The 12,097-nt window shown below is 59.3% G+C and carries 13 protein-coding genes; 6 read left to right on the top strand and 7 right to left on the bottom strand.

Annotated features, from left to right (window positions below; all coding sequences use genetic code 11):
* Positions 1-8: 8 nt before the first annotated feature.
* The 5 genes from DW151_RS01085 to DW151_RS01065 all read right to left on the bottom strand — a co-directional run bounded on the left by DW151_RS01085 (position 9) and on the right by DW151_RS01065 (position 3,531).
* A complete protein-coding gene (locus DW151_RS01085; RefSeq protein ID WP_172677978.1) occupies positions 9-389 on the bottom strand; it encodes a Fur family transcriptional regulator in 381 nt (126 codons plus the stop codon).
* A gap of 61 nt (positions 390-450) precedes the next feature.
* Positions 451-861, bottom strand: a complete 411-nt coding sequence (locus DW151_RS01080) for an acylphosphatase (protein ID WP_118334069.1) — start codon at positions 859-861, stop codon at positions 451-453.
* Positions 862-863: 2 nt separating this feature from the next.
* Positions 864-1,970, bottom strand: a complete 1,107-nt coding sequence (locus DW151_RS01075; protein ID WP_118334068.1) for a Gfo/Idh/MocA family protein — start codon at positions 1,968-1,970, stop codon at positions 864-866.
* A 73-nt stretch (positions 1,971-2,043) separates the two neighbouring features.
* A complete protein-coding gene (rnhA, locus tag DW151_RS01070) occupies positions 2,044-2,529 on the bottom strand; it encodes a ribonuclease HI (RefSeq protein ID WP_089572983.1) in 486 nt (161 codons plus the stop codon).
* Between the two features lie 99 nt (positions 2,530-2,628).
* Entirely contained in the window at positions 2,629-3,531 is a 903-nt protein-coding gene (locus DW151_RS01065; protein WP_118334066.1) for a LysR family transcriptional regulator, read from the bottom strand.
* A gap of 273 nt (positions 3,532-3,804) precedes the next feature.
* On the opposite strand from DW151_RS01065, the gene DW151_RS01060 reads away from it, so the two are divergent.
* The 3 genes from DW151_RS01060 to DW151_RS01050 all read left to right on the top strand — a co-directional run bounded on the left by DW151_RS01060 (position 3,805) and on the right by DW151_RS01050 (position 6,602).
* On the top strand, positions 3,805-5,115 hold the full coding sequence (locus DW151_RS01060; RefSeq protein WP_089572985.1) for an O-acetylhomoserine aminocarboxypropyltransferase/cysteine synthase family protein: 1,311 nt from the start codon (positions 3,805-3,807) through the stop codon (positions 5,113-5,115).
* 312 nt (positions 5,116-5,427) lie between these two features.
* Positions 5,428-6,204, top strand: a complete 777-nt coding sequence (locus DW151_RS01055) for a hypothetical protein (RefSeq protein WP_118334065.1) — start codon at positions 5,428-5,430, stop codon at positions 6,202-6,204.
* A gap of 191 nt (positions 6,205-6,395) precedes the next feature.
* The gene (locus tag DW151_RS01050; RefSeq protein WP_089572989.1) at positions 6,396-6,602 is read left to right on the top strand and encodes a hypothetical protein; all 207 of its coding nucleotides are present in this window, start codon (positions 6,396-6,398) and stop codon (positions 6,600-6,602) included.
* Between the two features lie 108 nt (positions 6,603-6,710).
* Here the strand turns inward: DW151_RS01050 and DW151_RS01045 are convergent, their stop codons facing one another.
* The gene (locus DW151_RS01045; RefSeq protein WP_233503015.1) at positions 6,711-7,625 is read right to left on the bottom strand and encodes a ketopantoate reductase family protein; all 915 of its coding nucleotides are present in this window, start codon (positions 7,623-7,625) and stop codon (positions 6,711-6,713) included.
* A 117-nt stretch (positions 7,626-7,742) separates the two neighbouring features.
* Positions 7,743-8,513 carry a cyclase family protein gene (locus DW151_RS01040; RefSeq protein ID WP_118334063.1) on the bottom strand — a complete coding sequence of 257 codons (771 nt, stop codon included), beginning with the start codon at positions 8,511-8,513 and terminating at the stop codon, positions 7,743-7,745.
* Positions 8,514-8,676: 163 nt separating this feature from the next.
* Here DW151_RS01040 and DW151_RS01035 point away from each other — a divergent pair, with 163 nt between their 5' ends.
* The 3 genes from DW151_RS01035 (at position 8,677) to DW151_RS01025 (ending at position 11,988) form a co-directional block, all read left to right on the top strand.
* On the top strand, positions 8,677-9,867 hold the full coding sequence (locus DW151_RS01035) for an aldo/keto reductase (protein WP_118334062.1): 1,191 nt from the start codon (positions 8,677-8,679) through the stop codon (positions 9,865-9,867).
* A 90-nt stretch (positions 9,868-9,957) separates the two neighbouring features.
* A complete protein-coding gene (locus tag DW151_RS01030) occupies positions 9,958-10,977 on the top strand; it encodes a Gfo/Idh/MocA family protein (protein WP_233502618.1) in 1,020 nt (339 codons plus the stop codon).
* A gap of 144 nt (positions 10,978-11,121) precedes the next feature.
* Positions 11,122-11,988 carry a deoxyribonuclease IV gene (locus tag DW151_RS01025; RefSeq protein WP_117637465.1) on the top strand — a complete coding sequence of 289 codons (867 nt, stop codon included), beginning with the start codon at positions 11,122-11,124 and terminating at the stop codon, positions 11,986-11,988.
* Positions 11,989-12,097 lie beyond the last annotated feature (109 nt).

Raw genomic sequence — 12,097 nt, 5'->3', positions numbered from 1 at the left:
CCAAACATCTACCGGCAGTCGGGGCAGAGACCCTCGAAGATGGTGTAGTGCGACGTGACGTGCCAGCCGATTTGCTCGGACGCCTTGGCGTCGAGCTGGGCGTCGAAGGGGAGTGGCACGTCGATGACGCGGCTGCACGAGGTGCAGATGATATGTGCGTGCGGCTCGATGGTGCGATCGAAGCGGCTGCCGCCCGGCGTCTTGATGGAGAGGATCTCGCCGGCGTCGGCCAAGAGATTGAGATTGCGGTAGACCGTACCGCGGCTGATTTTGTCATCCTGCGCGCGCACGACGTTGTAGATTTCGTCGGCGGTGGGATGGTTATAGCTTTGGCGCACAGCGTCAAGAACCAGCTTTCGCTGCCTGGTATTCCTTCTTTGCACCGCCATGCGCCTCGCCTCTTTTCTATCAACGGTCGTAGGTAAATGATACCGTATTTAGCACACAATACTAATAACGAGAAATGAAACCGTCTTCATTGGCAAGTGGGGCTCGGGCCTGGGCGTCTACGAGGCGAAAACGCGTTCCCATGCGCTCGTAGGAGGCGTGAAGCGCCTCGAGATGAGATAGGATGTTTGCCGGAGCTCCCTGTATCTCCATCTCGACCGAGCCGTCTTCCATGTTACGCACCCAGCCGGTGAGTGCGCGTGCCTGCGCGAGGTTGGTGTTGGTAAAGCGAAAACCGACGCCCTGGACTTGCCCCGCCCAGCGCAGGAAATAACGCAGGGGAGTGTCTTGAGTGGCCTCGTCGCTTGCGAGCACAGTAAGCCTGCGGCGCAACTCGAGCTCAATGTTTGATGGTTTTTGAGGCTCTCGACTGCCGCCGGTGACGCTGGAGAAGAACGCATCGAAGAAGCCCATCGCTAGGCCTGCTTGCCTGCGTCGGACGGGAAGGTAATGCCGGCCTGCTGGCGCACGGCATCCATGATGCGCAATGAGACGAGCGTGACATCGCGGTAGTGGCCAAGTTCGTGACGTCCCGCCGGGGTCTCCCAAATCTCCTCCTTAACGTTATCGATGCCGCCGATGGCGGTGATAAAGTCTGTGAGTTCGTATTCCATAGTGTTGCTCGATTTGGGCAGGTCGAGCACGCGGCCGTTGTCGCCCTGTTCGCGCGGTGCCTCGGTCGCCGAGCCGCGTACGACATCGCCGCGATAGTCGATGCGGACATTGCGGGGCGTGGACAGATGGTCGATCTGGATAGTGCCACGCTCGCCTTCGATCTGCGAGGGCAGCAGGTCATTTGTTATTTTGGAGTGCGCGAGCTCGACGGAGATACGCCCTCCGCCGTAGCTGGCGAGAATGGAACCGCAACCGTCGATGGGACCATGGGTGAGCTCTTGCGTTGAGGGGTCGAGCAGCGTGGTCATGCTGGTGAGACCAGAGGGCATGCCGAAGATCTCGACCATGGGCTCGACGGCGTAGACGCCAATGTCCATGAGGGAACCCGATGCCATATTGCAGTCGAAGATATTGGTGGCGCGCCCCGCGAGAACCTCGTTGTAGCGCGAAGAATACTTGCCAAAGCGCAATGAGGCGCGGCGGATGGGGGCGATCTCGCCCAGGACGTCCTCGATGGCGTGGAAGGCGGGATCGTGGAGGGGACGCATGGCCTCGAGGGCCACGACACCTGCTGCCTCGGCAGCGCGGAAGACTTCCAGAGCCTGCGCTTCGGTGGCGCAGAAGGGCTTCTCGACGATGACGTGCTTGCCACCGGCGATGCAGGCAAGGGCCTGCTCGTAGTGGAGCGCATTGGGGCTGCCGATGTAGACGGCGTCGACGTCGGCGGCTGTCGCGAGCTCATCGAGTGAAGTAAAGTTTCGCTCGCCACCGCGCTCGGCGGTAAAGGCAGCACCGCGATTGGCATCGCGTGAAAGCGTGCCCACAAACGCGGCTTGGTCGTTGGCGTTGACGACTTGGATAAAGTCGTCAGTGATCATGGATGTGCCGATGGTCGCGATGCGCAGCATACGTCCCCCTTGCGTTGTTTGGTCTACAGGATGAGTGTAGCGCGTGGGGATATAAAGCTGCGCGAAAACGCTATTACAGGTCGCTCTCGTTAAAGCCGGCGTCGATATCGAGGTTGCTGCCGTCGGCCGCCGTGGTGGCGAGCTCATCGCAGCGCTCGTTGAGCTCGTGACCGGCGTGACCCTTAACCCAGATGAACTCAACCTTGTGCTTGCTTTTGGCGGTGAGTAGGCGCTCCCACAGGTCGCGGTTCTTGACGGGTTGCTTGTTGGCGGTTTTCCATCCGCGCTTTTTCCAGCCGTCGATCCAGTGCTTGTTAAAGGCGTTGACGACGTACTGCGAATCGGAATGGACTTCGACCTCGCAAGGGCGGTTGAGCGCCTCGAGCGCCACGATAACGGCCATGAGTTCCATGCGGTTGTTGGTGGTCTTGGCGTAGCCGCGCGAAAGCTCGGAGGTGAAGGTCTTGCCGGCGGGGTTGGTGTATTTGAGCACGGCGCCGTAGCCGCCGCGTCCCGGATTTGATCGGGCCGAGCCGTCGGTGTAGATGATGACCTTCACGGGCTTCCTTTCGTTGAGTGCATTTCATGTGAGTGACCATTGTAGCGCCATGCCCGCCGGGGGCCAGCAATCTACGATTTCTACCCCGTCTTCCGACTGTTAGTTGGCATGGATGATGCGGTTGAGCTCGTCGAGGTATTGCTGCAAGAGGAGAGAGGGCTTGCGCTCGTCGTGCATGATGTAGCCAACGTGCATCGTTGGGGCGTCTGCTAGCGGGATCGATGCCATGCCCCATTGCATTTCATTGGAGAGGACACCGGTCGACAGGGTGTAACCGTTCGACGTGATAAGTAAGTTAGTAAGTGTTCCGCGGTCCGAGATTCGTATGTTGCGGTCGCAAGGGATATAGCTAAAAGGTTCCTCGGCGTAATAGAAGGAGTTTGAGGTTCCCTGCTCAAAGCTGTAGCGCGTATAGGGCGTGAGGTCGGCAAGGGACAGCTGCGGGCGGCGTGCGAGCGGGTGGCGCTCGCTAACGAAGACGTGGACCGTCGAGTCGAATAGGGGATGGAAGCTTGCGCGGGCATCGGCGAAGGCCTTCTGCAGAACGCGGGCGTTAAAGTCATCCAGATACAGAATGCCGATATCGCTGCGAAACGCACGGACGTCATCGATGATCTGCGATGTGGTGGTCTCGCGCATGATGAACTCGAACTTGCTGTCGCGGCAGCGCTCGACCACGTTGACAAAGGCCTCGACCGAAAAGGCGTAGTGCTGGGCGGAAATGGCGAGGCGGGCTTGCGGGGTGCCGCCGTCCTCGTAGCGCGCCTCGAGCATGTCGGCCTGCTCTACGACCTGGCGCGCATAGCCCAAAAGCTCGGTGCCGTCGTTGGTGAGCGTGACGCCGCGGCTGGAGCGCGTAAAGATCTCCAGATGGAGCTCTTGTTCTAGGCTTTTGACGGCGTTTGAGATGTTGGACTGAGCGGTATAGAGGCGCTGAGCTGCGGCGTTGATTGAGCCGGACTCTGCCACGGCGATCAGAAAGCGAAGCTGCTGAAGGGTCATCGGTGCCCGTCCTTTCGATAGTTATCTATAAAACAGATAACAAGTTAGCGCTTATAAGTGATTGACCGAGGGAGACAATGCTCGTACTATTCAAAACACACAAAGGCGGTAGGTTATTAAGCCGACCACGGAATCGGGGCGCGAAAGGAGGCCCGCATATGAATTGCTTACCAAGACGAATGCCGGGCTCCTGTTTGCGCCCGTCGGCGTGATCAGGCGACAGCGACTTACTTCTCTCTTTTTACTTACTTTCGTTCGATCAAGGAGATCATCATGAGCCGGTTCATCAACAACCCCGAGCACACCTTTGGTTTCGATACCCTGCAGCTGCACGTTGGCCAGGAGAGCGCCGATCCCGCATCCGACTCCCGTGCCGTGCCTATCTACCAGACCACGAGCTATGTGTTCCGCAACTCCCAGCACGCCGCCGACCGCTTTGGTCTTGCCGACGCCGGTAACATCTACGGCCGTCTGACCAACTCCACCCAGGGCGTCTTTGAGGACCGTATCGCCGCGCTCGAGGGTGGCGTGGCCGGTCTTGCCGTCGCCTCCGGTGCCGCTGCCATCACCTATACCCTGCAGGCTCTTGCCCAGGCTGGTGACCACGTGGTGGCTCAGAAGACCATCTACGGTGGCTCCTACAACCTGCTCGAGCATACGCTCTCCCAGTTTGGCGTCGAGACCACCTTTGTCGATGCTCATAACCTGGAAGAGGTTGAGGGTGCCATCAAGGACAACACCACGGTCATCTATCTCGAGACGCTCGGCAACCCCAACTCTGACATCCCCAACATCGACGCCATCTCCGAGATCGCCAAGAAGCACGGTCTGCCGGTTGTCGTCGACAACACCTTCGGCACCCCGTATCTGTTCCGTCCGCTGGAGCATGGCGCCAACATCGTTGTCCACTCCGCAACCAAGTTCATCGGCGGCCACGGCACCTCGCTGGGCGGTGTGATCGTCGATGGCGGCAACTTCGACTGGAAGGCGAGCGGCAAGTATGCGCAGATCGCCGAGCCCAACCCCTCCTACCATGGCGTCTCGTTTGCCGAGGCTGCCGGTCCCGCCGCCTTCGCGACCTATGTCCGCGCTATCCTGCTGCGTGACGAGGGCGCCTGCATCAGCCCGTTCAACGCCTGGGTCCTGCTCCAGGGCACCGAGACTCTGTCGCTGCGCGTCGACCGTCATGTCGAGAACACCAAGAAGGTCGTTGAGTTCCTGGCTGGTGACAGCCACGTCGCCAAGGTGAACCACCCGAGCCTGCCTGAGCACCCCGATCACGAGCTCTATCAGAAGTACTTCCCCAACGGCGGCGCTTCGATCTTCACCTTTGAGATTAAGGGTGGCCAGGAGGCAGCTTGGAAGTTCATCGATCATCTGCAGGTGTTCTCGCTGCTCGCCAACGTGGCCGACGTCAAGTCGCTCGTCGTGCACCCGGCTACCACCACGCACTCCCAGCTCTCTGCCGAGGAGCTCGCCGAGCAGAACATCACGCCCTCCACGATCCGTCTTTCCATCGGTACCGAGAACGCCGAGGACATCATTTGGGATCTGAAGCAGGCCTTCGCCGCGCTGGACGAGTAAGGCGACTTGTGCAAGGACCCCTTGCGACTCGATAGGTATAACTGCATAAAATGCCTGCTCAAGGCGCCTGCGCAAGCAATGGTTGCGCAGGCGCCTTTTTTGCATAGGAAGGGCGCTATTACAGGGTTTTTGGCATGCTGTATGCATTCGAGTTGTGGAAAACTCCTGTTGAGAGGATGTGAGTTTTACGCAATTGACGTGCGCCTTTTGAGTAAAACCGCAGGTCGCGATTTGCTCGAGGTACTATGCAGCGCGATCGAATCACACGCAGCTCAAACGCAGCAAAAACGCACTACGGAGGTTTCCAGCTACATGAGGATCGATTCACGAAAACCGAAAGCCGCTGCCCTTTCCGCCGCTCTGACCGTGGCACTTTTGGCGGGCGCCGGTGCAACTGATGCCCACGCCGCAACACTGTCCGATACGGTTGGATCTACGCCGTCCGAGACGACGCTGGTACAGCCCGTTGATTATCGCGGCGATGGTTATGGTTCCATGCAGGAGTGGAACGCCTCGATGGAGGCCAAGCGCGATTCCCTTGAGATACGCGCTCAGATTATCCTAAACATGTATGGTGACTATGCCACCGATGACGAGCACGCTGTGCTGCAGGGTTGTATCGATGGTGCGGGCAGCCTTTTGACGATGGGGGAGGTCGACGCGAAGTCGACCGAGCTCGATGAGCTGCGCACTGCGCTTGAGAATGCCAAGCGCGAAGCGCTCGAGGCCGCTGCCGCCGAGGCGGAGGCTGCCGAGGCCGCCCAGGCTTCGTATTACAACGCCGGCTCCGGCTCGTCTTACACGTCTGCTGCGTATTACGCGAACGGCTCGGGTCTGACGCGCTCGAGCGGCGTCAATAACTATAACGGCCGCCGCGAGACTTATTACAGCAGCAACGTGTTGTATCACCACCGCACGGGCGAATGGACGCAGGATTCTGAGGGCTTCTGGCGCGATTCCGACGGCTATTACGTTGTTGCCGCGGGCGATATGGCCCAGGGCTCGACCTTTACGGGCTCCAAGGGTGATTGCAAGGTCTATGACTCCGGCTGCGCCGCCGGAACCACCGACTACTACACCGGTTGGTAATCTGCCATCAGAGCAAAATAGGCACATGATGGGCGGGCGTCTTTACTGAGCTTTTAGGCAACGTAAAGCCGCCCTTTCTTTATGTGCGTTTGAGTTAACAGAGCCCTTACCGTGGCGGTACGCTGGGCGTATGCATGCGGGGCACACTGGTTCATGAGAAATAAGGTCTTTCTCGTGGAGGAAGTGGTCTCATGAACGCTCGAGATATCGCTATCGCCGCCGTCGCATTGGTACTTGGCTGTCTTGGCCCTACAGCTGCGTTTGTCGCAGGCATGCAGGGCTCGTGCGGGGCTGCTCCTATTGTGGTCGGCGCGCTCATCGCATCAGCGCTGCTGGGAAGTGCGGGCGTGACCCTTTGCCGCGATGACGAGGACGAGACGCCGCAGGTGCGGCGCTAGCCGTTGTGAAGCTGGTTTTGCCCATAGATGAAGAAGGAAGCCGCCGCAAGGGGAGTGCCCTTTGCGGCGGTTTTTGATATTGAGACTGTTGGATGCGGTGCGGCGGCGTTACCAGCTTGCCTCGATATCACGGATGCGCCGATAGAGCCATTCGTTCTGCGGCGCCTGGATATCGTGCTTGGCCGCGAGGCGGCGGACGGTGCCCGCGAACTCCTCGACCTCTGTTTTGCGCTGCGCGACGCGGTCCTGCGCCATCGAGGGCATGCCGGCGGGGTCGAGCCCCTCGATGAGATGCACCATCTGCGTTAGGTCTGCCTCGGTGAGCTCGATACCCTCGGCGTTGGCGACCGCAAGCGTCTCGCGCATGGCGGAGACAAAGCAACGACGCTGCTCGGAGCCCTGTTCCGTGGCGCTTCCGTACGTGCCTCCGTAGGCCATGCAGGTCTGGTTGATGCCGTCGTTGAGCATAAGTTTTGCCCACATGCGGTGGGCGATGTCGTCCTCGACGGTGTGGGCGATGCCGCAGCGCGTGTAGAGCCCGTCGATAGCGGTGACGGTCGCGGGGTCGGTGCCGGCGGCCGCACCAAAGCGGATCTCGCCCGCATTGGTAAAGGTGAGCGCGCCGTTGAGAAACACAGCGTCCATGCCTTGGCAGATTCCGAGGACGGTGTGCTCCCAGCCAAAGCGCTCGGCAATCTTCTGCTCGCTGGTGATGCCGTTGCACAGCGAGGCGATGAGCGTTTTGGGGCCCACGATGTGTTCCATAGTCTTGAGCGCCTGGTCGAGTCCGGTTGTCTTGACCGTGAGGATGACCAGATCGGCGGGTGTCGCCTCGCTCGCGCGGACGGACTTGAGCGCGCAGGGCTTGCCGTTGACGGTGAGCGCATCACCCGCGTGGCGCTCAAAGCGCGCGTCGTCCATAACGTATTCGACGGCGTCGTTGCCGAGCGCTTGGGCGATCATGCTGCCGTAGAGCAGGCCCACGCCGCCCTTGCCGATGAAGGCGACCTTGTTGATCTGCATGTGAATCATCTCCCCATAAAAAGGCGCCCGCGTATGGGGCGCCTGATGGATTGTATGCCGCCGGGCCATGTCGCGTGCACCGGATGGCCGTATTTAGAAGAACAAACGCATGGGAACTTATGACGCGGGGCAGACCGCAAAGACACGTGCGGGATATCCGACGCCATCACGCACCTTGGGGAAGGTGCAGAAGATGACGGCGCCCGTGGCGGGAAGCTCGTCTAGATGGTCCATGACCTCGATCTGATAGCGGTCGACCGAGAGGATGTACTGCTCGCCGGGGTAGGGGTAGGCGTCCTCACGCGTGGTCACGCTCGCCGGGTCGGTGTCAGCCGGCTCGTGGCCGATGGCGCCGATGTCGCGCTCTTCTACAAGCCATTTGATGGCGTCGAGGTCCCAGCCGGGGTAGTGGGGCTGGCCGTCCTCGTCCTTGTTTTCGAGGTCGGTGAGCTTGGACCAGTCGGAGCGGAAGGCGACGAAAGCGTCTTTGGGAATGCGACCGTGCTCATCCTCCCATGCTTTGAGGTCCTCGACGGTCAGGACGTAGTCGGGATTTGTGGCGCACTCCTCGTGTTTGTCGATCACACAGAGCGGATGCATAAACTCGATGGGTTCAATCTCTCCAAGGGAACGGCCGTCAACATGGAAGTGGCGCGGTGCGTCGACATGCGTGCCGTACTGCGAAGCAACCGAATACTGGAAGCAGCGCATGGGCGCGAGCATGTCTTCGGGCGTGTCGGGCAGGTAGTCGAAGAGTTTGGTGGACTCAAAGGGCTTAAAGCCGAACCAGTGCGGAGTGTCGCACGAGAGCGTGTGGGTGAGGTCTACCCAGCGATAATCGGTGCTTTTGAGCTGGGATGCGAGATTCCAAAGGTCGAGCGTGGGCATGGGTGGCTCCTTTCATCGGGCTTTTTGCTGATGTTAAAGCGGTGCCGTGACAGCTCGATTTCTGCTGCGTTACGATACGTTCTCGATTGCGATTCCACGATGTTTCGGCCGCGTGACCATTGTGTTTCGCCTTGCCGGGGCGCTGATGGCGAAAGGAGGGGCCGTGCAATACCGCGTTGACCCCAAAAGTGGTAACCGAATATCCGCTCTGGGTCTGGGCTGCATGAGATTTCCCGGTGCGCCGGGCCATCCGGATGCGAAGACAGCCGATGCCATCATTTCCCGTGCGGTGGAACAGGGGATTAATTATCTGGATACCGCGTATCTCTATCCCGGTAACGAGGTGTGCGTGGGCGCCTCACTTGAGCGCTTGGGGCTACGCGACCGGGTGTTGCTGGCGACCAAACTGCCGCATGCTTCGTGCAAGTGTGCGGAGGATTTCGACCGGTTTTTCGACGAACAACTGCGCCGCCTGCGAACCGATCATATCGACTATTACCTCATGCACAACATCACCTCGCCCGCCCAGTGGGAGCGCGTGGTGGCGTTGGGTATCGAGGACTGGATTGCGCGTCAAAAGGTGGCGGGGCGCATTCGCCAGATTGGTTTTTCGTACCACGGCAGCGCCGCGGACTTCCTCACGATGCTTGACGCGTATGACTGGGATTTTTGCCAGATCCAGTACAACTACGCTGGAGAGCGCTACCAAGCGGGAACGGCGGGACTTATAGCAGCCGCCGAGCGCGGGCTCGCGGTGTTTGTGATGGAACCGCTTTTGGGCGGACGCCTGGCGGGCAAGCTGCCTCCGCGGGCCCGCGCCGTGCTCGATGACGTACGCGATCCGTACCTGAAGACGCCGGCTGCTTGGGGCCTTTCGTGGGTGTGGAACCATCCTCAAGTCACGATGCTGCTTTCGGGCATGACCGATACCGCGCAGGTGGACGAGAACGTGGCATTGGCGGATCGCGCACTGCCGAATTCGATGACGAGAGAGCAGCTCGATACCATCGCACGTGTGCTGGGAGAGTTTGAGAAATCGAATCGCGTGCCCTGTACGGGGTGCGGCTACTGCATGCCATGCCCCAAGGGCATCAATATTCCCGGCTGCTTTGGCGCCTACAACGCGAGCTATGCGCACAGCTGGTTTACGGGCCTGTCTCAATACTTTACGGCGAGCGCGGTGCGGACGAACGAGCCCAAGCTGGTGAGCAATTGCGTCAAGTGCGGCAAATGCGCACGTCACTGCCCGCAGCACATCGATATTCCCGAGCGTCTCGACGATGTGCGCCGACGTTTCCAGCCTGGCCCCGTAACGGCTGCGCTTAAAGCCTTTTGCAAAACGCGCTCCTCATGACCCTTTTATAACTTGCGGTGGAATAGTTCCTGTTTGCGGCAGAATGGGGCTTAAACAGGAACTATTCCACCGCAACTGAAGGGGGCTGTCGTGGGCCATCGGGATTCATGTGATGATTTGCGCGAGGTTCGTTGGGGCGTTTTGGGCGCTGGGCACATTTCGCATCGATTTGCATCGTCGCTCAAGGAGGTGGACGGGGCGCGGCTTGTGGCTGCCGCCGGTCGCGCCCCTTCGCATGTTGAGGAGTTTTGCAGGGCGTTTTCGATTGATGCCGCGCACAGCTATGCCACGACTGACGATAGCGGCGATGCGGCTTATGATGCGCTGATTGCCGACCCCGATGTCGACGCAATCTACTTGGCTCTTCCACATGGCATGCATGCGCATTGGGTCTGTCGGGCACTGCGCGCGGGAAAGGCCGTGCTGTGCGAAAAACCGGCCGTTTTGAGTGAGGAAGAGGCTCTATCGATTGCCTCCACCTCTCGCGAGCGCGGCGTACTGTTTATGGAGGCGATGAAGAATCGGTTTTGTCCGATGCATACTCGCGTGAAGGGTTTGCTTACGTCGGGCGAGCTTGGCCGTATCGTCTCGATCGAAAGCGTGCAAAAACTCGATTATGGTCAGCCGCCTTCGAGTTATCTGCTCGATCCGTTGCAGGGTGGCTGTCTATATGACATGGGCTGCTACGCGGTCGGGTGGTTTGAGGATCTTCTTGCGGGTGCGTGCGATGTTTCGTCTCGTGAAGTTCGCTGGCGTGACGTATCGGGTGGCCGCGTGGATTGGGCCGATGAGATCCATATGAGTGTCGGCGGTATACCCATTCATATGGTGTGCGACGGCAAAGCAGCATATGAAAGCCGCTTAATGATTGCCTGCGAACGGGGTTCGGTGGAAATCGAGCGCCTCCATCGCCCCGAGCTCGCCCATGTGAAGTACTCCGACGGACGAATGCTCGAAATTAATGCCCCGTTTGAGGTCGATGATTTCTACGGCGAAATTCAGCATGCGACGCAGCTCGTCCAGACGGGAGAGCTTGAAAGCCCCGTTATGCCTCTTGCCGCCACGCAGCGCTGCGCGCAGATTATCGATGCGATTCGCTTGACGCTCTAGGCTGCGGTGCTGGTGCTCAAGGGGGCTCGGCGGACCTTGCCCCTGATGCCCCTTTTATATCTTGCGGTGGAATACGGTCTGTTTGCGCCAAAATAAGGCACCAATAGACCGTATTTCACCGCAACTGATGAGGGGGAGTTGGAGATGCTAACGATCGGGTGTCATCTTTCGACGACGAAGGGCTATCGGGCAATGGGGGAGACGGCGTTGTCCATTGGTGCCAATACCTTTGCGTTCTTTACGCGCAACCCGCGCGGTGGCAAGGCAAAAGACCTTGACATGGATGACGTGGCGGCTCTGCGCGAGCTTATGGCGCAAAACGACTTTGGACCGCTAGTGGCGCATGCCCCGTATACCTATAACCCCTGCTCCGCTAAGGAGCGGGCGCGGGAGTTTGCCTTGGAGGCTATGGCGGAAGATTTGCAGCGTCTGGAAGCACTGCCCGGCAACTACTACAACTTCCATCCCGGTGCGCATGTGGGACAGGGGGCAGACGCCGGCATTCAGATGATTGTCGACACGCTGTGCCAGGTGATGTTTGAGGGACAGCAGACGACGGTATTGCTTGAGACCATGGCGGGCAAGGGCACCGAGGTGGGCCGTAGCTTTGAAGAGCTGGCGCGCATTATCGAGGGCGTTGCCGCCAAGTGCCCGGAGCTGTCCGATAAGCTGGGCGTTTGTTTGGACACCTGCCATGTGAGCGATGCTGGCTACGACATCATCCATGACCTGGACGGCGTACTCGACGAGTTCGACCGCGTGGTGGGTATCGAGCGCTTGCGCGCCGTGCATATCAATGACTCCAAGAACCCCTGCGGCGCCCATAAGGATCGCCACGAGTGCATCGGCAAGGGCTACCTGGGTAGTGAAGAGTTTGGCGGCGGTATGCAGGTTATGCAGAATATTGTATCGAATAGCCGCTTGCGTGCACTTCCATTTATTTTGGAGACGCCGAACGAACTTGCAGGTTATGCAGCTGAAATCAAACTGTTAAGGTCATTGCAGCAGTAATGACTGTTGCTAAGTGGAGTATTCCATTCACGTTATGGGTTTGTTTCAATCAGTTTTCTCATTGCAGATTCGTAATTCCGGGTGCATAATAGCCAACAGTTTTTGCAGA

Source organism: Collinsella sp. AM13-34, from assembly GCF_003473055.1.
In the GTDB taxonomy this organism is placed as follows: Bacteria; Actinomycetota; Coriobacteriia; order Coriobacteriales; family Coriobacteriaceae; genus Collinsella.
The sequence above is the reverse complement of the archived record's forward strand: the minus strand, read 5'-3'. Positions and strand labels throughout refer to the sequence as shown.